This window comes from Streptomyces sp. NPDC087263 (genome assembly GCF_044744645.1).
Lineage (GTDB): Bacteria > Actinomycetota > Actinomycetes > Streptomycetales > Streptomycetaceae > Streptomyces.
Genome location: NZ_JBIUYT010000004.1, coordinates 720,281 through 737,647, shown reverse-complemented (window position 1 = coordinate 737,647; position 17,367 = coordinate 720,281). Strand labels below are relative to the sequence as shown.

At 69.3% G+C, this 17,367-nt stretch carries 21 protein-coding genes and 1 pseudogene; 8 read left to right on the top strand and 14 right to left on the bottom strand.

All coding sequences use genetic code 11. The features are described 5' to 3' along the window. Window positions 1-40: 40 nt before the first annotated feature. Window positions 41-841 (bottom strand): DedA family protein, encoded by an 801-nt coding sequence (locus ACIPC1_RS16705; protein WP_402517490.1) that lies wholly within the window; start codon window positions 839-841, stop codon window positions 41-43. A gap of 158 nt (window positions 842-999) precedes the next feature. On the opposite strand from ACIPC1_RS16705, the gene ACIPC1_RS16700 reads away from it, so the two are divergent. Next, on the top strand, window positions 1,000-1,368 hold the full coding sequence (locus tag ACIPC1_RS16700; RefSeq protein WP_402517488.1) for a YbjQ family protein: 369 nt from the start codon (window positions 1,000-1,002) through the stop codon (window positions 1,366-1,368). 83 nt (window positions 1,369-1,451) lie between these two features. On the opposite strand, the gene ACIPC1_RS16695 is transcribed toward ACIPC1_RS16700, so the two are convergent. Beyond that, window positions 1,452-2,219 (bottom strand): MerR family transcriptional regulator, encoded by a 768-nt coding sequence (locus ACIPC1_RS16695; protein WP_402517485.1) that lies wholly within the window; start codon window positions 2,217-2,219, stop codon window positions 1,452-1,454. A 195-nt stretch (window positions 2,220-2,414) separates the two neighbouring features. Here ACIPC1_RS16695 and ACIPC1_RS16690 point away from each other — a divergent pair. Both ACIPC1_RS16690 and ACIPC1_RS16685 read left to right on the top strand, forming a co-directional pair. Beyond that, window positions 2,415-2,600 (top strand): annotated as a pseudogene (locus tag ACIPC1_RS16690) (ion channel protein); the annotation flags it as partial. Window positions 2,601-2,886: 286 nt separating this feature from the next. Further along, entirely contained in the window at window positions 2,887-4,293 is a 1,407-nt protein-coding gene (locus ACIPC1_RS16685) for a glutamate decarboxylase (protein WP_402517482.1), read from the top strand. A gap of 23 nt (window positions 4,294-4,316) precedes the next feature. Here ACIPC1_RS16685 and ACIPC1_RS16680 read toward each other — a convergent pair whose 3' ends face one another. The 7 genes from ACIPC1_RS16680 to ACIPC1_RS16650 all read right to left on the bottom strand — a co-directional run bounded on the left by ACIPC1_RS16680 (window position 4,317) and on the right by ACIPC1_RS16650 (window position 11,451). Further along, a complete protein-coding gene (locus ACIPC1_RS16680; RefSeq protein WP_402517480.1) occupies window positions 4,317-5,399 on the bottom strand; it encodes a WD40/YVTN/BNR-like repeat-containing protein in 1,083 nt (360 codons plus the stop codon). A gap of 327 nt (window positions 5,400-5,726) precedes the next feature. Beyond that, window positions 5,727-6,530 (bottom strand): ABC transporter permease, encoded by an 804-nt coding sequence (locus tag ACIPC1_RS16675; protein ID WP_402517477.1) that lies wholly within the window; start codon window positions 6,528-6,530, stop codon window positions 5,727-5,729. After that, a complete protein-coding gene (locus ACIPC1_RS16670; RefSeq protein ID WP_402517475.1) occupies window positions 6,527-7,495 on the bottom strand; it encodes an ATP-binding cassette domain-containing protein in 969 nt (322 codons plus the stop codon). The genes ACIPC1_RS16675 and ACIPC1_RS16670 overlap by 4 nt, the downstream gene beginning before the upstream one ends. 116 nt (window positions 7,496-7,611) lie before the next feature. Beyond that, the gene (locus ACIPC1_RS16665; RefSeq protein ID WP_384389577.1) at window positions 7,612-8,253 is read right to left on the bottom strand and encodes a PadR family transcriptional regulator; all 642 of its coding nucleotides are present in this window, start codon (window positions 8,251-8,253) and stop codon (window positions 7,612-7,614) included. A 63-nt stretch (window positions 8,254-8,316) separates the two neighbouring features. Next, complete coding sequence (locus ACIPC1_RS16660; RefSeq protein ID WP_402517473.1) at window positions 8,317-8,862, bottom strand: DinB family protein; 546 nt, start codon at window positions 8,860-8,862, stop codon at window positions 8,317-8,319. A gap of 135 nt (window positions 8,863-8,997) precedes the next feature. Then, a complete protein-coding gene (locus ACIPC1_RS16655) occupies window positions 8,998-10,458 on the bottom strand; it encodes an aldehyde dehydrogenase family protein (RefSeq protein WP_402517471.1) in 1,461 nt (486 codons plus the stop codon). 168 nt (window positions 10,459-10,626) lie between these two features. Next, window positions 10,627-11,451: a helix-turn-helix domain-containing protein gene (locus ACIPC1_RS16650; protein WP_402517661.1), complete on the bottom strand. Its 825-nt coding sequence runs from the start codon at window positions 11,449-11,451 to the stop codon at window positions 10,627-10,629. A 337-nt stretch (window positions 11,452-11,788) separates the two neighbouring features. Here ACIPC1_RS16650 and ACIPC1_RS16645 point away from each other — a divergent pair, with 337 nt between their 5' ends. Further along, a complete protein-coding gene (locus ACIPC1_RS16645) occupies window positions 11,789-12,304 on the top strand; it encodes an ATP-binding protein (protein WP_402517468.1) in 516 nt (171 codons plus the stop codon). Window positions 12,305-12,382: 78 nt separating this feature from the next. On the opposite strand, the gene ACIPC1_RS16640 is transcribed toward ACIPC1_RS16645, so the two are convergent. The 5 genes from ACIPC1_RS16640 to rpmG form a co-directional block, all read right to left on the bottom strand. Next, window positions 12,383-12,655, bottom strand: coding sequence for a DUF397 domain-containing protein (locus ACIPC1_RS16640; protein ID WP_384389588.1), 273 nt, complete (start codon window positions 12,653-12,655; stop codon window positions 12,383-12,385). Window positions 12,656-13,039: 384 nt separating this feature from the next. After that, the gene (gene rpsR / locus ACIPC1_RS16635) at window positions 13,040-13,273 is read right to left on the bottom strand and encodes a 30S ribosomal protein S18 (RefSeq protein WP_384389591.1); all 234 of its coding nucleotides are present in this window, start codon (window positions 13,271-13,273) and stop codon (window positions 13,040-13,042) included. A gap of 10 nt (window positions 13,274-13,283) precedes the next feature. Next, window positions 13,284-14,633: a GTP-binding protein gene (locus tag ACIPC1_RS16630; protein ID WP_402517465.1), complete on the bottom strand. Its 1,350-nt coding sequence runs from the start codon at window positions 14,631-14,633 to the stop codon at window positions 13,284-13,286. Further along, on the bottom strand, window positions 14,633-14,896 hold the full coding sequence (locus ACIPC1_RS16625; RefSeq protein WP_402517462.1) for a type B 50S ribosomal protein L31: 264 nt from the start codon (window positions 14,894-14,896) through the stop codon (window positions 14,633-14,635). Before ACIPC1_RS16625 ends, ACIPC1_RS16630 begins: the two co-directional genes overlap by 1 nt. Before the next feature lie 5 nt (window positions 14,897-14,901). Continuing rightward, window positions 14,902-15,066 carry a 50S ribosomal protein L33 gene (gene rpmG / locus ACIPC1_RS16620; protein WP_266457123.1) on the bottom strand — a complete coding sequence of 55 codons (165 nt, stop codon included), beginning with the start codon at window positions 15,064-15,066 and terminating at the stop codon, window positions 14,902-14,904. Between the two features lie 62 nt (window positions 15,067-15,128). Here rpmG and rpmB point away from each other — a divergent pair, with 62 nt between their 5' ends. The 4 genes from rpmB to ACIPC1_RS16600 all read left to right on the top strand — a co-directional run bounded on the left by rpmB (window position 15,129) and on the right by ACIPC1_RS16600 (window position 17,358). Next, window positions 15,129-15,365 (top strand): 50S ribosomal protein L28, encoded by a 237-nt coding sequence (rpmB, locus tag ACIPC1_RS16615; RefSeq protein ID WP_402517460.1) that lies wholly within the window; start codon window positions 15,129-15,131, stop codon window positions 15,363-15,365. Further along, on the top strand, window positions 15,365-15,670 hold the full coding sequence (gene rpsN, locus ACIPC1_RS16610; RefSeq protein ID WP_402517459.1) for a 30S ribosomal protein S14: 306 nt from the start codon (window positions 15,365-15,367) through the stop codon (window positions 15,668-15,670). Before rpmB ends, rpsN begins: the two co-directional genes overlap by 1 nt. Before the next feature lie 66 nt (window positions 15,671-15,736). After that, complete coding sequence (locus tag ACIPC1_RS16605) at window positions 15,737-16,273, top strand: hypothetical protein (protein ID WP_402517457.1); 537 nt, start codon at window positions 15,737-15,739, stop codon at window positions 16,271-16,273. A 533-nt stretch (window positions 16,274-16,806) separates the two neighbouring features. Further along, on the top strand, window positions 16,807-17,358 hold the full coding sequence (locus tag ACIPC1_RS16600; RefSeq protein ID WP_402517455.1) for a DUF4232 domain-containing protein: 552 nt from the start codon (window positions 16,807-16,809) through the stop codon (window positions 17,356-17,358). The last annotated feature ends 9 nt before the right edge of the window (window positions 17,359-17,367 follow it).

The following is a 17,367-nucleotide window of genomic DNA, read 5'->3' as shown; positions in this document are numbered from 1 at the left end:
ACGGGGTTCTCGGTCGTACGGGGTTCCGGTCCTGTCGGCGTTACCGCTTGGCGTGGCGGCCGCCGCGCGGAGGCTGGTTCGGGTCCTGGTACGGGTCCTGGCTCTGGTTCTGACTCTGGCTCTGGTTCTGGTACTGCTGGAGCGGGGGTACCCGGAGCTGTGCGGTCTCGTCGTCGGCCGGTCCGGTGGGAGCCGGCTCGGGGGCCTGGGCGGCCTCCTTCTTGGACTTGCTGCGCGCCCGGAGGTACTCGATGACGATCGGGATCACCGAGATCAGGACGATCAGGATCAGGATCGCCTCGATGTTCTTGTGCACGAACTCGATGTTGCCGAGCCAGGCGCCGAGCGCCGTCACGCCGGCGCCCCACAGGACACCACCGATGACGTTGTACGTGATGAACGAGCGGTACTTCATGCCGCTGACGCCGGCGATGATCGGTGTGAACGTGCGCACGATGGGCACGAAGCGGGCCAGAACCAGGGACTTGGGCCCGTGCTTCTCGAAGAACTCGTGGGCCTTGGCCACGTTCTCCTGCTTGAAGAGGCGGGAGTCCGGGCGGGTGAAGAGCGAGGGTCCGACCTTCTTGCCGAAGAGATAGCCCGCCTGGTCACCGAGGACCGCCGCGAGGCAGATCAGCGCGATCGCCGCCCACAGCGGGAAGTCCAGCGTGCCCGCGGTGATCAGCAGGCCGGCGGTGAACAGCAGCGAGTCGCCCGGCAGGAAGAAGCCGATGAGCAGGCCGGACTCGGCGAAGACGATGAGCAGCAGGCCCCAGATACCGAAGTTGTCCAGGAGCGTGTTCGGATCCAGCCAGCTTGGTCCGAGGGCAAGCGTCGTCACGGTTCCGGGCTCCTGAGGGGTGAAGGAAGGGACGGCGGTCCAGATGCGGCCGACCAAAGCTATCAACGCAATGCGTCCCGCCCAGGTTCCACCGACTCCTACAGGATGCACTGTGCGCCGACTGGTACAAAGCTGTGAGCCGTACAAAGCTGGGCGTCATGGGCATTGAAGAGTACGGCGGCGGTCAGGGACCCCAGTCCGACGTTCTCGTCGTGACGACGAACGACGCACCCGGCTACCGAGTCCAGGAAGTCATCGGCGAGGTCTTCGGCCTCACCGTGCGCTCCCGGCACCTGGGCAGCCAGATCGGCGCCGGCCTGAAATCGATGATCGGCGGTGAGCTCAAGGGGCTCACCAAGACGCTCGTGGAGACCCGCAACCAGGCCATGGAGCGGCTCATCGAACAGGCACGCGCGCGCGGCGCCAACGGGGTGCTGATGTTCCGCTTCGACGTGACGGAGGCGGCGGAGGTGGGCACGGAGGTGTGCGCGTACGGGACAGCTGTTGTGCTGGTCAAGGAGCAGTGAACAGGGCCGGTCCGAGGAAACAGAGCTGGGCGAAGAAGTGCACGTCGGTAAGGGGCGTCGCCAATTGGCGACGCCCCTTACCTTCAGGCTCCCTCGGAGTGCCGGGCCGCGTTCGCCCCGATCGCGTCCCTCAGGTGTTCGGCGAGCCCCGGGCGCATGGAGTCGTAGAACTCCTTGAAGCGCTCGTCGGCTACGTACATCCCGGCGAGCCCCTGGTGGGTCTCGTACGAGCACGCGTAGAACCACGTGGTGATGTGCTGCCGGTGTTCCTCGGCCATGTCCATGGCTCGCTCACCGGTCGGCGGCTCACCGGCCGCCATCAGGGCGTCGTAACGCTCGCCCCAGGAGGCCACTTCGGCCTGCATGCGCTGCCAGTCGTCCTTGGTGTAGCGGGCGGCGCGGCGCTGCGACTCGGCGTAGGCCTCCGTGCCGCCCCAGCGCCGCTCGGCCTCTTCCGCGTGCTTTTCCGGATCCTTGTCCCCGAAGACCTCGAACTTCTCCTCGGGCGTGAGGTTGATGCCCATCGTGCGTGCCTCCATGGCGTGTTCCACGGCCGCCGCCATCTTCTGCAGCTTCTCGATCCGGGCGGTCAGCAGCTCGTGCTGCCGGCGCAGATGTGCGCGCGGGTCCGCGGCCGGGTCGTCGAGCAGGGCGGCGACCTCGTCGAGGGGGAAGCCGAGTTCCCGGTAGAACAGGATCTGCTGCAGGCGGTCGAGGTCGGCGTCGCTGTAACGCCGGTGGCCCGCGTGGCTGCGCTCGCTCGGTGCGAGCAGGCCGATCTCGTCGTAGTGGTGCAGCGTGCGCACCGTGATTCCGGCGAAACCGGCGACCTGGCCCACTGGATAGCTCACTTCCGCTCCCTTCTCCGTTGTCCGTACGCCTCCCAGGCTGGGTCCTCACGTGACGTGAGGTGCAAGTCCGAAAATCCCGGGGACCGGGGACCAGGGACCAGGAGCGGGGGACCAGGGACCGGAGCGGGCCGCCTGGGGTCCTGGAGCAGGCCCCCCTGGGGTGTTATGTCGGTTTCACCCGCTTAGGGTGTGCGCGTGACCACAGAAGCCCCGGCGGAACCGGATCCGGCACAGGTCCCCGCGCCGCGTCTGCTTCCGTTGATCGTGCCCTCCGCGGTGGTCGGTGTGGCGGGGGTCCTGCTGGGCATCAGCCTGGTGGCCGAGCGGCTCCAGGACGTCCTGTGGGAGACCCTGCCGGACGCGCCGCGCGTGGGCCGCCACCGGGGTGTGCTCAAGCTGTGGCGTCAAGGACGGGCCCGAACCCCGTACCGCATAGCGGCACAGAGCCCCGACGAGAAGGCCAGAATTCTCCGGCTTCAGCCCGAGGAGCAAGTCACATGCGTGCTCCATCCGTGCTCCATCCGTGCTCTGGATGGTCGTGATGCCCACCGCCACCGGTCTCGCGGTGGGCCTGGTGGTGTGGAAAGTGCCGAGGCACGCGGGTCCGGGCCCGGCGACCGGATGAAGCTTCACGACGACGGAACCCCGATCCGCTAGGAGAGATGTCATGCCGCTGCACCAAGGCCCCGAGAAGCGCGACGAGCGCCCGTTGTCCGTCAACCCGTTCTTCGGGGAGGCCAATCCCGTCGGCGGTATGACCGAGGCCCCGCCCAAGCACCGGCTCCCGGACGGGCCGCTGCCGCCCACGACCGCTTATCAACTCGTCCATGACGAGCTGATGCTGGACGGCAACGCGCGGCTGAACCTCGCCACCTTCGTCACCACCTGGATGGAGCCGCAGGCCGGGTTGCTGATGACCGAGTGCCGGGACAAGAACATGATCGACAAGGACGAGTACCCACGCACCGCCGAGTTGGAGCGGCGCTGTGTGGCCATGCTCGCCGACCTGTGGAACGCGCCCGACCCGGCCGCCGCCGTGGGCTGTTCGACGACCGGCTCCAGCGAGGCCTGCATGCTCGCCGGGATGGCCCTCAAGCGCCGCTGGGCCCAGCGCAACGCGGACCGCTATCCCGGGGCGCGCCCGAACCTCGTCATGGGGGTCAACGTCCAGGTCTGCTGGGACAAGTTCTGCAACTTCTGGGAGGTCGAGGCCCGCCAGGTCCCCATGGAGGGTGACCGGTACCACCTCGACCCCCAGGCGGCCGCCGAGCTGTGCGACGAGAACACCATCGGGGTCGTCGGCATCCTCGGGTCCACCTTCGACGGGTCCTACGAGCCGATCGCCGATCTGTGCGCGGCCCTGGACGCCCTTCAGGAGCGGACCGGACTGGACATCCCGGTGCACGTGGACGGCGCGTCCGGCGCAATGGTCGCCCCCTTCCTCGACGAGGACCTGGTCTGGGACTTCCGGCTGCCGAGGGTGTCGTCCATCAACACCTCGGGTCACAAGTACGGCCTCGTCTACCCGGGTGTCGGCTGGGCGCTGTGGCGGTCGGCCGTCGAACTGCCGGAGGAACTCGTCTTCCGGGTCAACTACCTGGGCGGCGACATGCCGACCTTTGCTCTCAACTTCTCCCGGCCGGGCGCCCAGGTCGTGGCGCAGTACTACACGTTCCTGCGGCTGGGCCGCGAGGGCTACCGAGCCGTGCAGCAGACGACCCGGGACGTGGCGCTCGGGCTCTCCGAACGCATCGAGGCGCTGGGCGACTTCCAACTCCTCACCCGAGGCGACGAGTTGCCGGTCTTCGCCTTCACGACGAAGCCCGACGTGACCGCGTACGACGTCTTCGACGTGTCCCGGCGGATGCGCGAACGGGGCTGGCTGGTGCCCGCGTACACCTTCCCGGCCAACCGGGAGGACCTGTCCGTGCTGCGGGTGGTGTGCCGCAACGGCTTCTCGGAGGACCTCGCCGAGCTGTTCGTGGAGGACCTCGGGCGACTGCTGCCGGAACTGCGCATGCAGCCGCATCCGTTGACGCGCGACAAGGCCGCGGCCACCGGCTTCCACCACTGAACCGCCACCGCGGCCGGCCCTGGTCAGTCGCCGTCGCCCAGCACGAAACTGTGCCAGTGGATGCCGTCGGCGGATATGCGGTAGCTGCCGACGCCGAAGCTGTCGCCCGCCAGGTAGCCGAGCGGTGTCACGGTCACCGATCCTCCCAGGCCCTGTGAGCCCCTGGCCCCCTCGAAGGAACGGCCTCCGTCGGTGCTGCGCCAGACGCCGTCCTCTCCGTGGATGGTGAGGCTGCCATCGGCGGCGGCTACCGGATCGCTGAGCGTGGAGAGCGGTTGCACGCCCTTGCGGTACCGCCAGACCCGCTCCCAGGTGTGGCCTCCGTCGGTGCTGCGGTGCAGTGCGCGCAGGCCGTTCTTCACGCCCTCCTCGGCAGGCAACCCGCCTGACTGGACCGCGTACAGGACGTCTCCGGACGAGACCACCCGGATTCCCCAGCCCTGCTTGTCGGAGCTGGTGAGCGGGGCCGTACGCCAGGTGCGCCCGCGGTCCTCGCTGACGGCGAGTGCCGGGAAGCCTGAGGACGGGTCGGTGCCGGAGGCGAAGAGCAGACCGCCTGCGGTCTGCCCCGCCGGACTCAGCCGGCCCGCCAGCGGGGGCTGGTTGGCCAGGATCGCGAACCGGCCCGTGTCCGGGAGCACCACGAGCAGCCGGGACGCCTCGCAGTTACTCCCCTCCTTGTCCAGCCGGGAGCAGTCGTGGACCAGGGCGCCGCCCTCGGGCACCTCGGGAGTCGTGCCCGAGGGAGCGACGGAGCCGCGCAGCCAGGTGCGACCGCCGTCGTCCGTGAACCAGGTCCGGTCGGGCGCTGGCAACCACCCCTCGGTGATCAGCGCGCGGCCGGGACCCAGCACCACGAGCCCCGCCGTGATGCCGAAGCTCCCGGTCACGTCCGCCAGCGGGGAGCGCCCGAGGCGCCAGGAGTCGGCACCCTTGTCGAGCACGGCGACGTGCTGCCTGCAAGGCGCTTTCCCGCACTCCGCGAGCAGGGCGAATCCGGTGGCGTCCGATGCGAAGCCGACGGCGTGCGGAACGCCGGGCAGGTCCGGTGAGGAGGGGATCCGGGGTGGCGCCGACCCTGTCGCAGCGGGGGCGCTTCTGCCCACTCCCCCTCCCTCGCCCTGGCCTGCGTCCGCGCCCCTGTCCGCACCCGCACCCGCACTCGCACTCGCACCCACACCCGCGTCGACGCATCCGGCCAACATCGCCAGCACGCCAAGCACAGCGGCCGCAGCGCCCACAACCGCCTTGCCCGCGCCCCTGCCCCCGCCCCTGCTCCTGTTTCTGCTCCTGCCCCATCCCCACCTCATGACAGTCCCCCGATCCCGTGATGTGCCGTCATTTCTGGTACACCGCTCGGCGCGATCGGGTTCCCACTTCCTCGCGACGACTTTTCACGTCCCGCCGGGTTGGGGGTCGGGAGCTCCGGGCGCCTACTTGCTCAGCGCCCCGAACCTCCGTACCGCCAGCGGAAGGAACACCGCCAGCAGCGCCAGCGGCCAGGCCACCGCCGCCCAGACGTGCCCCGGCTCCCCGCCCGGCCCGCCGAACAGGTCCCGTACCGCCGTCGCCGTCTGGGACATCGGGTTCCACTCGACCGCTGTGCCGAGCCAGCCCGGCATGGAGTCCGGGGTCGCGAACGCGTTGGACAGGAAGCCGACCGGCCAGACCAGGATCTGCACGGCCTGGACCATCTCCGGCTTCCCGGCCACCATCGCGAGGTGGATGCCGATCCACAGCATGGCGAACCGGAAGAGCAGCAGCAGTGCGACGGCTGCCAGGAACGCCGCGAACGTGCCGTGCGCGCGCCAGCCGATCGCGTACCCGACGCCGACCATCACCACCAGGGCCACCGCCGACTGGAGCATGTCGGCGGCCGAACGGCCCACCAGGACGGCCCCGTTGGCCATCGGCATCGACCGGAAGCGGTCGATCACCCCCTTGTTGAGGTCCTGGGTGACGGCCAGCATCGTGCCCTCCAGGCCGAAGGCCATGGTCAGCGCGAGCATGCCGGGCACCAGGAAGTCGACGTAGTCGCCCTGGACGCCCCGGCCGCCGCCGATCAGATAGCCGAACATCAGGAGGAGCATCACGGGGAAGACCAGGCCGACGAGCACCTGGACGGGTTGGCGTGCCCAGTGGGCGAGTTCGCGGCGGGTCATGGTCCAGCAGTCGGTCAGGACGTACGCCCCCGAAGCCCGCGAAGCCCCGGGGCGGATCGCCTCGTACGTACTCATACGGTCTCCTCCATACGGTGCTCGTACGCACGCTGTTTGTTCCCGGTCAGGTCCAGGAACACCTCGTCCAGCGTCGGCCGCCGCAGCGCGATGTCCTCGGCCTCTATGCCGGCCTCCTCCAGGGCGCGGACGGCCCCGGCGAGTGCCGCCATGCGGTCGGTGACCGGGGCGCTGAGGAGACGGCGGTCGGTGTCGACGGAGACACCGTCGGCGGGGAACGGCAACAGGGCGACGGCGGCGCCCAGTTGGCCGCCGTCCCGGAGTACCACGTCGATCCGGTCGCCGCCGGTGCGCGCCTTCAGTTCGTCGGCCGTGCCGTCCGCGATGACCCGGCCGTGGTCGACGACGGAGATGCGGTGGGCGAGTTGGTCGGCCTCCTCCAGGTACTGCGTGGTGAGCAGGACCGTGGTGCCGCCGCCGACCAGGGAGCGGACGGCGGCCCACACCTCCGCCCGGCCGCGCGGGTCGAGCCCGGTCGTCGGTTCGTCGAGGAACAGCACCTCCGGCTCGGTGATGAGGGACGCGGCGAGGTCCAGGCGGCGGCGCATGCCGCCGCTGTACTGCTTGACCGCCTTGCGTCCGGTGTCCGCGAGCCCGAAGCGCTCCAGGAGCTCGTCGGCCCGCACGCGCGCGTGGCGGGCGCCCAGGTGGTGGAGCCGGCCGAACATCTCCAGGTTCTGGTGTCCGCCCAGTTCCTCGTCGAGCGCGGCGTGCTGGCCGAGCAGGCCGATGCGGTGCCGTACCCGGCCGGCCTCGCGCACCACGTCGTACCCGGCGACCTCCACCCGGCCCTCGTCGGGCCGCAGGAGGGTGGTCAGTACGCGCACCATCGTGGTCTTGCCTGCTCCGTTCGGACCGAGCAGGCCGTGCACGGTGCCGCGGCGCACCGCCAGGTCGAGGCCGTCCAGGGCCGCCTTGTCGCGGTACCGCTTCCGTACGCCCTCAGCGACGATCGCGTCGGTCATCCCATCCCCTTCGCCAATTAGTCAAACTTGACTACACATCGAAAGTAATCCCCGGAAGAGCCATTCGTCAAACTTGACTAGCCGCGATACCAAAGTCGATCAGTGGCGAGACCTGACTAGCCGAGGTCCCCGGGATGTGGCGTCCCCGTCGCGTACGGGTTCTCCTCGCCCTCGGCCAGGACGCCGACGAACGGCTCGCCCTCGCCCGCGAAGACGTACGCCCCGCGCTCGATCCGTGCGATCAGGCCGCGCGTCCACTGGGCGTCGGAGTCGGCGGTGTGGACCCACAGGTTCATGATCTCGCCGATGTGGCCGAGCTGTTCGGGGCCGTCCTCGGGCACGTAGTGCTCGGTGACGGCCCCCCGCCATTCCTCGATCCTGCGGATCCGCTCCTTCAGGAGGGCCACCACCTCGGCCCTCGGCAGGTCGACGATGGAGCCGATGGCCGCCGACTGGACGTCCATCTTCTGGTCGTACGACGTCAGGGACTCACGCAGGAGCGACAGGAACTCCTCGGTGCCCTTGTCCGTGATCTCGTACTCGGTGCGCGGCGGGCCACCCGCCGTGGACGGCGCGATCTCGTGCGCGTGCAGCAGTCCCTGCTTCGCCATCTGCTTGAGCGCGTGGTAGATCGAGCCGGGCTTGGCGTTGGACCACTCGTGCGCGCCCCAGTACTCCAGGTCGTTGCGCACCTGGTAGCCGTGGGCCCGCCCGTGCTGGCGGACGGCGCCGAGCACCAGGAGACGGATCGCTGACATGCGGTCCACATTAGGACCCGCCGCCTGCCTCCTACGACGCGCCCTGCTCCTCGACGGCCCGTCTCACCCCCAGGACGTGCCCTGCTCCTTGGCGACCAGTTCGAAGGCGGTCGCGCCGTCCAGGGACTCGCGGACGATGTCGGCGTGGCCGGCGTGCCGGGCGATCTCCTCGACGAGGTGGAGCAGGAGCCAGCGCATGGAGACGTCGCCCTTGGGGAACCAGGGGGCCTCGGGCAGCGGGAAGGTGTCGTCCATGGAGCCGACGGAGCGGATGAACTCCTCGGTCTCGCGGGCCACTCCGTCCCAGAAGGCGAGGGTCTCGGCCACCGTCTCGCCCTCGACGAGCCGGAAGCTGTCTCCCCAGGTCTCCTGGGTACGCGCCCGCTCGTTGGGCTTCTGCTGGGCCATCCGCAGCCAGTTCAGCTCGCACTCGGCGACGTGCTTGACGAGACCGGACAGCGACAACTCGCTGGCACTGGGCGTGCCCGCCGCCTGCTCGTCGCTCAGTCCGAGCACCGCGCGCCGCAGGCCGCCGCGCTGGGCCTCGACGAAGGCCAGCAGGGCCCCGCGCTCGTCTCCGGGTGCCTCTGCGGGAACATGAGTGACCATGACCGGCCGCCTTTCATCGCTTCTTCCTGCCGGGCACCTGCTGCCCGACACCGATGAAGCTACGGGCCCTTGCGGTCAGGTTCTGTCCGCAAGGGCCCGGCGAAAAGCGCGAAGTCTCAGCACTCGGAGAAGACTTCAGAACGGGAAGAAGCTCCGCCCGTGCTGTACCGAGATCCACTTCTGTGTGGTGAACGCGTCGACCACAGCGTCGCCGTTCAGGCGGCCGATGCCCGAGTTCTTCTCGCCGCCGAAGGCGACGATCGGCTCGTCGTGGACGGTGCCGTCGTTCACGTGGAACATGCCGGTGTCGATCTGCTTGGCGAAGGCGACTCCGCGCTCGACGTCGGCGGTGTGGACGGCGCCGCTGAGCCCGTACGGGGTGTCGTTGGCGATGCGGACCGCCTCCTCCTCGCCGTCGAAGGGCACGAGGATGGCCACCGGGCCGAAGATCTCCTGCTGCAAGAGGGACGATTCGGCGGGCAGGCCGGTCAGGACGCTCGGCGAGACGAGGTTGTCGGTCGCGGTGCCGTGCACCAGGGCAGTGGCTCCCTCGGCGATCGCCTGGTCGACCACGCTCGTGAGAGCGTCCGCCTGCGAGGAGTTGATGACCGGGCCGATGACCGTCTGCGGGTCGCTCGGGTCGCCGACCTTGAGCGTCCTGACCTTGGCGACGAACTTCTCGGTGAACTCGGCCTCGATCGAGCGGTCCACCAGGATGCGGTTGGCGGCCATGCAGACCTGGCCCTGATGGACGTACCGGCTGAAGACCGCCGCGTCGACCGCGTAGTCGATGTCCGCGTCCTCCAGGACCACCAGGGCGCTGTTGCCCCCGAGTTCGAGGATCGAACGCTTGAAGTGCGCGGCGCAGACGGTGGCCACGTGGCGGCCGACCTTGTCGGAGCCGGTGAAGGAGATGACCTTCGGGACCGGGTGCTCGATGAAGGCGTCACCGATCTCGGCGATGTCGGTGATCACGACGTTCAGCAGGCCGGCGGGCAGGCCCGCGTCCTCGAAGACCTTGGCGACCAGGGAACCGCCGACGATCGGGGTGTTCTGGTGCGGCTTGAGGACCACGGCGTTGCCGAGGGCGAGCGCCGGGGCGACGGACTTGATCGACAGCAGGAAGGGGAAGTTGAAGGGGCTGATGACGCCTACGACGCCGACGGGCACGTTGTAGACGCGGTTCTCCTTGCCGTCGGCCGGCGAGGGGATGATCTTGCCCTCGGGGCGCAGCGCCCACTGGACCGACTCGCGCAGGAACTCCTTGGCGAGGTGGAGTTCGAAGCCCGCCTTGGTGTGGGTGCCGCCGAGTTCGGCGATGATCAACTCGATGATCTCCGCCTCGCGCTCCTCGATGATCCGCAGGGCGCGCTCGAAGACGGTACGGCGCGCGTACGGGTTGGTGGCGGCCCATGCCTTCTGGGCACGCTCGGCTGCGCGGTAGGCGTCGTCGACCTCTTCGACCGTGGCTATCGTGATCGACGCCAGCTTCTCGCCGTCGTACGGGTTGAAGTCGATGATGTCCCAGGAGCCGGTCCCCGGGCGCCACTCACCGTCGATGTACTGCTGGGCCAGGTCGGTGAAGTAGGACGACATGTACTCCCTCTATCCCTCAATCCCTGCGCTGCCGAAGCAGACATCCGACCAACGCCTGATCGGACGTCATCGTACTTGTGTCTCAAGGGACTTGGAGAACACCTCGGGAGATCCTGTGAAGAATCCCAGGAAATCCTGGAAAGTTCCCACAGGGTCCTCACGGGGTTCTCAGGAGAGCTGGAGCAGTCCCCTGAGCAGGTCACGGCTCTCCGACGGACCCGGGCTGTCCTGCTGCAACTGCTTGAGCGCGCTCTCGTACTGGGTGACGTCCTCGCGCTTGTCCAGGTAGAGCGCGCTGGTGAGCTGCTCCAGGTAGACGACGTCGGACAGGTCGGACTCGGGGAAGCTGAGGATGGTGAAGGAGCCGCTCTCTCCCGAGTGGCCGCCGAAGCTGAACGGCATGACCTGAAGTCGTACGTTCGGACGCTCCGACACCTCGATCAGATGCTGGAGTTGTCCGCGCATCACCTCGCGGTCGCCGTACGGGCGGCGCAGTGCGGCCTCGTCGAGGACGATGTGGAACTCGGGGGAGCTCTCGGCGACGAGGTACTTCTGGCGCTCCAGGCGCAGTGCCACGCGCCGGTCGATGTCGGCGGCGCTCGCACCCTTCATGCCGCGCGTGACGACCGCGTGCGCGTACGCCTCGGTCTGCAACAGGCCATGTACGAACTGCACTTCGTACACCCGGATCAGGTGGGCCGCGCCCTCCAGGCCGACATAGGTCGGGAACCAGCTGGGCAGGACGTCCGAGTAACTGTGCCACCAGCCCGCGACGTTGGCTTCCTTCGCGAGGGACACCAGGGACGTGCGCTCGGCCTCGTCCATGATGCCGTAGAGCGTCAGCAGGTCCTCGACGTCGCGCGTCTTGAAGCTCACCCGTCCCAACTCCATGCGGCTGATCTTCGATTCGGAGGCGCGGATCGAATAACCGGCCGCTTCACGGGTGATTCCACGCGCCTCTCGCAGGCGCCTGAGATGTGATCCGAGCAGCATGCGCCGCACCACCGAGCCGCTCGACTCACCAGCGCTCACGTTCGTCCGCCTCCCCAACCGTCTCCAGGGGCCGCAGTCTGCCACTAAAACACTTCGAGCTGTACTCGTTCGGTTACAGAAATGGAAAGGATTCAAAGGACTGCCACAGGAACAGACCACATGACGGACAACAAGAGTGAAGAAGGTGACAGAAGAAATGAGCAAGAACTGGTAGAGGAAGGTCCAATTCGGGCGCGTGCACGTGCATCTGCCCTTGCATCTGCTCTGCGCATTCGGAACCATGGTCCTCGCGCCACCGCTGCATCGCAACGACCGCGAACACCCGGGAGTGCCTCGCATGGGGACGAATGGATCGACCATGCTCGAGCCCTTACGGCAGGGACTTCCGCCGCTCGATCCTGCGGCCGTGTCCAACGCCGCTTCCTGCGCCCTGCCCGCCCGCTACGAAGCGGTGCGCGAGGCGCGGCAGTTCACCCGCAGCACGCTCGACCAGTGGGAGGTCGGCGACCGCTTCGACGATGCCTGTCTGGTGGTCTCCGAGCTCGTCACCAACGCGCTGCGGCACGCACTGCCCTCGGACACGCCTCGCCCGGAGGACCAAGGGCCGCCCGTGCGGCTGCACTTGATGCGGTGGACCGAGCGTCTGGTGTGTGCGGTGCGCGACCCCAGTCACGACAGCCCGGTCGCGGGCGACTCGGAGGACTTCTCGGCGGAGTCGGGCCGCGGCCTCTTCCTGGTCGACTCGTTCTCCGACAGCTGGGGCTGGCACCCGCTCGCGGGGACCCTCAACGGCAAGGTCGTCTGGGCACTTTTCCAGCTGCCGTCGGCTCCGCCCGCGGCCCCTTGCGACTAAGGAACCGCGGCGCCTTTCGGCGCCGCGGTTCTACGCGCGTTACTCACTGATCTGCGGCGATCACGCTCGGTTGGGTGGTCAGGCGCCCGCGACCAGGTGGTCGAACTCGCCGTCCTTGACGCCCAGGAGCATGGCCTCGATCTCGGCGCGTGTGTAGACGAGCGCGGGCCCGGTGGGGAACCGCGAGTTCCGCACGGCGACGTCGCCGCCCGGCAGCCGCGCGAACTCCACGCAGGAACCCTGCGAGTTGCTGTGCCGGCTCTTCTGCCAGGCCACTCCGTTCAGCGCGGTCGCAGCCATGCCGTTGTACACGTCATCCACGAAATCCACGTCGTACACGTCGTGGTCCACAGGTCGCTCCCCGGTCGTGCAGTGGCTGATGTGGCCATTGATGCAGTGGTCAACTGACCCGGATCATAGCTCTGTTCATGTGCAGATGCATGGGCAGATGCACGTGCACGCGGGGTGGTCCTGCGGTTACAGCTTTTACCGGCCTTTTGACTACCGGCGGTTGTCCAGACGACTACAGCTGGTCCCCAGCGCATTCCCGGAAGATCGCATCGCACACGATCTCCGGCCCCCGTGTCTGTATGTAAGAGACGCACGAGGCAGCCACTGTGTTCCAACCTCCTTGAAACCTCGACAAATAGGTACCGGACAAAGCTGAGGGCTCCCTACGTGTGACGCACAGGGAACCCCCAGCAACATGTGCCCCTCGGCCGGCCGGCCCACTGGTCAGCGGCTTGAATACGGCAGCAGCGCCATCTCCCGGGCGTTCTTGATCGCGCGGGTCAGCATCCGCTGCTGCTGCGCCGTCACGCGCGTGACGCGGCGACTGCGGATCTTGCCCCGGTCCGAGATGAACCGGCGCAGCAGGTCCGTGTCCTTGTAGTCGATGTACGTGATCTTTTCGCGGTCCAGCGGATTGGGGCGGGGCTTCGCGGGCTTGCGCTCGGGCTTGCGGGCCATGGCCATGGGGTCAGACCTCCAGGAGGGTGTCGAAGGCGGGCGGGAGCTGCTTCCAGGCGGCGCGCCCCCCGGCGTACTCGGCGTCGGTCAACAGGCAGGACTCCAGGAGCAGTTCGAGGCCGTCGCGGTCCAGACCCGGGGACGTGAAGACCAGGTGCTGGCAGCAGTCGCCGTGCTCCGGGTGCCAGTCGAGGGCTGCGGCGGCCCGGCGCACCGGCGGGACCAGGTCCCACGCCGCGTCCGGCAGCGAGGCGAGCCACGGGCCCGCGCTCTCCACACAGAGCGCACCCCCGGCCGCGTCCCAGTGCAGCAACGTGTCGGGCCGGTCGGCGAGCCAGAACCGCCCCCTGCTGCGCGCCGCCGCACAGCACAGATCCTCCAGCGCCTCATACAGCCGCTCCGGGTGGAACGGACGCCGACGGTGCCATACGAGGGTGGCGACCCCGCACTCGTCGGCCTCGGCCGGGAGTCGTGCACAGGCGGGATGCTGGGCGGCGGCAGCCGCGTCGACGTCGAAACCGGCGAGGGCGGCTTCGGCGAGGGGAGAGCGGGGAGCCGGCGTCAGGTTCGGGATCGGCGTCGGCGTCGGCGTCGGCGTCGGCGTCGGCGTCGGCGAGTCGAAGTCCCCCTCTCCGATCGGCACTTGCCGGGCCGTCGGATGCTCCCCGGTCGGCACCTGCCGCGCCGACGGATGCTCCCCGATCGGCACCTGCCGCGCCGACGGATACTCGCCGATCGGCACCTGCCGCGCCGACGGATGCTCGCCGATCGGCACCTGTCGCGCCGTCGGATGCAACTGCGCCAGCAGCGCACGGTCCTCGTCGTCGGCCTCCTCGGAGGGGGCGATGGCGAGGACGGGCGCGTACTCCAGCTGGCGGGCGAAGGTGTCGGCGACCGTGCGCTGGTCGGAGGCGGCCGCGGCGAGGCCGCCGTCGGCGAGGTCGTCGCCGTTGCCGAGGTAGGGCAGCAGGAGGGCCGGGTCGACGGCGGTGATCACGCCGGTCAGCGTGAGACCGCCGGCCGCCACGACCTCGGCCATCGCCCTCGGCTCCACCGAGTCCCACAGCTCCACGATCGCGAGCTGGGTGAGCCCCGCCTCCGCGAGTCGCTCCAGCTCCGGCACCAGGTCCTCGCGCAGGGCGCAGCACGCGCAGTCGTTGACGAGGGGTGCCTCACCCACGGACAGCACGCCGGTGGCGTCGCGGATCGTACGGACGACCGTGCCCGCCGCGGCCGTCGCCAGGTCGTGGTGGAGCGCGACACTCCCCGGTACGTCCGTCAGCAGCCTCTCGACGGCGGCCCTGCGGGCATCGGCGTGCAGTCCGCCGACGATCGCGACGGACAGCCCCCCGCCTGCCATCAACGGCCCCCGCGCTTGCCGAACCGTCGCTCGAAGCGCTCCACCCGGCCGGCGGTGTCCAGCACGCGCGCGTTGCCCGTGTAGAAGGGGTGGCTCACGTTCGAGATCTCGACGTCGAAGACCGGGTAGGTGTTGCCGTCCTCCCACTCGATGGTCTTCCCGCCCGCCGTGGCGGCGAGCGTGGAGCGGGTGAGGAAGGCGTGGTTCGCGGCGCGGTCGCGGAAGACGACGGCGCCGTAGGACGGGTGGATTCCTTCGCGCATGACGGTCAGCGCTCCTCTCGGAAATCGACGTGCCGGCGGACGACCGGGTCGAACTTGCGCAGGACCATCCGGTCCGGGTCGTTCCGGCGGTTCTTGCGGGTGACGTACGTGTAGCCGGTCCCGGCCGTGGACCGGAGTTTGACGACCGGACGGAGTTCGTTGCGTGCCATGCTGATATCTTACTGAACATGAATCCCATTACCAACCAGCGACCTGGAGAGGTGCGTCACCCTTGTCCGCCCACTGCATGCTGACCGGTGCCCAGCCGGGCTTCGGCAATCGGATCTCCCACTCCCACCGGCGCACCGCACGCCGTTTCGACCCCAACATCCAGCGCAAGCGCTACTGGCTGCCGAGCGAGGGCCGCCACGTACGGCTACAGCTGAGCGCACGCGGGATCAAGACGATCGACACGATCGGCGTCGAGGCGGCCGTGGCGCGGATCCGCGCCCGAGGGGTGAAGGTCTGATGGCGAAGAAGAGCAAGATCGCGAAGAACGACGAGCGGCGGCAGATCGTCGCGCGGTACGCCGCCCGGCGGGCCGGGCTGAAGGAGGTCATCCGCAGGGCGTCCTCCAGCGAGGCCGAACGGCTCGCCGCCCAGGAGGAGTTGCGCAGGCAGCCGCGCGACGCCAGCGCCACCCGCGTACGCAACCGGGACAGTGTGGACGGCCGGCCCCGCGGCTATCTCCGTACCTTCGGGCTCTCCCGGGTGAATCTGCGTGCGCAGGCGCACGCGGGATTTCTTCCCGGGGTCCGTAAGTCCTCCTGGTAACTTGCTGCGGTCGTTCCGGCGACCCCGGCATCTTCTCCACCCTTATCTCCACCCTTGGGGGCTTCAGTGACTTCGGCGACCTTCCCGCGGCGTCGGGCACGTATCGCGGCAGCGTCCGCGGTCACGGGCCTGACGGCCGCGCTCGTGCTGACCGGTTGCGGCAGCGGCGACGGTTCCACGGACGACTCCGCGAGCCCCAGCGCGTCCGGGAGCGGATCGGCCTCGGCCGACACGGGCGGTGGCTCCGGAGCCGCCACTCCCTCCGGCGGCAAGCTGGAGGGCAGTTGGCTGGCCACGACGGACGGCAAGGCCGTGGCGTTGGTGATCACCGGCACGCAGGCGGGGCTCTTCGAGACCGGCGGCACGGTGTGCAGCGGCAGTGCGGGCAAGGAGTCGGGCATGCAGATGATCCGTCTCACCTGCACGAACGGCAACAAGGACCGCGCGGTCGGGATGGTCGACTCGGTCAGCGGTACGACCATGAAGGTCACGTGGCAGGGCGACCTCGGGGCGGAGTCGTACACGAAGTCCGAGGGCGGGCAGCTGCCTTCGGGGTTGCCTACGGGGTTGCCTACGGGGTTGCCTACGGCGAGCTTGGGCTGACCCTGCCGGAGGCTTGTGGCTCGGGTGGCTGATGGACGGACCGCGGAATCCTTCGGGTGCCGCAGCCCGTCCGTGTTCGTGGACACGTCGGCCGTCTCGTGGGGGGCGGCGGTGTCGAGGGTCTCGGAGAGTTCGGCGACGGAGTTCGGGAGAAGGGCGGCGCTCCGGCGGACCGCCGCTTCGGGCCCACCCTCGGGGACACCCGCGCTGTCCCGGCCTCCCGGGCCTCGCGTACGGCCTCCGAACGCGGGACACGGCTCTCGCGTACGGCATCCCCACGCAGGACGTACCTCTCGCGTACGACGTCCCAGCGCAGGACGTGCCCCTCGCGTACGGCCTCGGTGCCCTGTTCGGTGGCCGTGCGCAGCGCCTCGGCGAAGCGGGCGCCCACCGGGACGGGGAGCCGGGACCGGGAGCGGGACGGGGTCGGGACGGGGGCCGGGAGACGAGACGGCCGGGGGTGGTGGAGCGGGAGTACCGCGTTGTGCGTGATGATCCTCGGAGCAACGTCACGATCTCAGGGGAACCAAAACATGCGCGCCATACCGATCGCCGTCACCGCACTCGTCGCGGCCCTCACTCTGACCGCCTGCGGGGGTGGCGGCGATGACGACGGCGGTACGAAGGCCACGGCCTCGCCCGCCTCCGACGCTTCCGCCGCCTGCAAGGTCGGCCAGGTCGGCATTGAGGTCGACCCCGCCAGTGCCGCCCCGGCCGCCGGCGACACCGGCATCGTGCCCGTCACGATCACCAACACCGGCGCCCAGTGCACGCTGGAGGGCTTCCCCGGCGTCGGCCTGACCTCCGGCGAGGTCTCCGCGACCGTTGCCGGTGACGAGGCCGCGCAGCCGGAGAAGCTGACCCTGGCGAAGGACGACACCGCGACCTTCACCATCACCTACGTACGGGGCGAGGCGGCCGGCGCCGGCAGTCTCGACGCCAAGACGGTGCAGATCAGCCTGCCCGGCGACGCCGCGACCCAGGACTTCCCGTGGTCGTACGGCCCCCTCGCCGGGAAGGCGGGGAAGACCGCGGCGGATGCCCCGGACGCCTCGGTGAGCCCCTTCCAGCACGCGGGCGACTGAGTCGCGGGG

Excerpts from the sequence above, each read along its gene's own strand:
- ACIPC1_RS16700 (WP_402517488.1), top strand. The coding sequence starts at position 1,000 with ATGGGCATTGAAGAGTACGGCGGCGGTCAGGGACCCCAGTCCGACGTT.
- ACIPC1_RS16685 (WP_402517482.1), top strand. The coding sequence starts at position 2,887 with ATGCCGCTGCACCAAGGCCCCGAGAAGCGCGACGAGCGCCCGTTGTCC.
- ACIPC1_RS16675 (WP_402517477.1), bottom strand. The coding sequence starts at position 6,530 with ATGAGTACGTACGAGGCGATCCGCCCCGGGGCTTCGCGGGCTTCGGGG.
- ACIPC1_RS16670 (WP_402517475.1), bottom strand. The coding sequence starts at position 7,495 with ATGACCGACGCGATCGTCGCTGAGGGCGTACGGAAGCGGTACCGCGAC.
- ACIPC1_RS16665 (WP_384389577.1), bottom strand. The coding sequence starts at position 8,253 with ATGTCAGCGATCCGTCTCCTGGTGCTCGGCGCCGTCCGCCAGCACGGG.
- ACIPC1_RS16660 (WP_402517473.1), bottom strand. The coding sequence starts at position 8,862 with ATGGTCACTCATGTTCCCGCAGAGGCACCCGGAGACGAGCGCGGGGCC.
- ACIPC1_RS16655 (WP_402517471.1), bottom strand. The coding sequence starts at position 10,458 with ATGTCGTCCTACTTCACCGACCTGGCCCAGCAGTACATCGACGGTGAG.
- ACIPC1_RS16650 (WP_402517661.1), bottom strand. The coding sequence starts at position 11,451 with ATGCTGCTCGGATCACATCTCAGGCGCCTGCGAGAGGCGCGTGGAATC.
- ACIPC1_RS16645 (WP_402517468.1), top strand. The coding sequence starts at position 11,789 with ATGGGGACGAATGGATCGACCATGCTCGAGCCCTTACGGCAGGGACTT.
- rpsR (WP_384389591.1), bottom strand. The coding sequence starts at position 13,273 with ATGGCCCGCAAGCCCGAGCGCAAGCCCGCGAAGCCCCGCCCCAATCCG.
- ACIPC1_RS16630 (WP_402517465.1), bottom strand. The coding sequence starts at position 14,633 with ATGGCAGGCGGGGGGCTGTCCGTCGCGATCGTCGGCGGACTGCACGCC.
- ACIPC1_RS16625 (WP_402517462.1), bottom strand. The coding sequence starts at position 14,896 with ATGCGCGAAGGAATCCACCCGTCCTACGGCGCCGTCGTCTTCCGCGAC.
- rpmG (WP_266457123.1), bottom strand. The coding sequence starts at position 15,066 with ATGGCACGCAACGAACTCCGTCCGGTCGTCAAACTCCGGTCCACGGCC.
- rpsN (WP_402517459.1), top strand. The coding sequence starts at position 15,365 with ATGGCGAAGAAGAGCAAGATCGCGAAGAACGACGAGCGGCGGCAGATC.
- ACIPC1_RS16600 (WP_402517455.1), top strand. The coding sequence starts at position 16,807 with ATGCGCGCCATACCGATCGCCGTCACCGCACTCGTCGCGGCCCTCACT.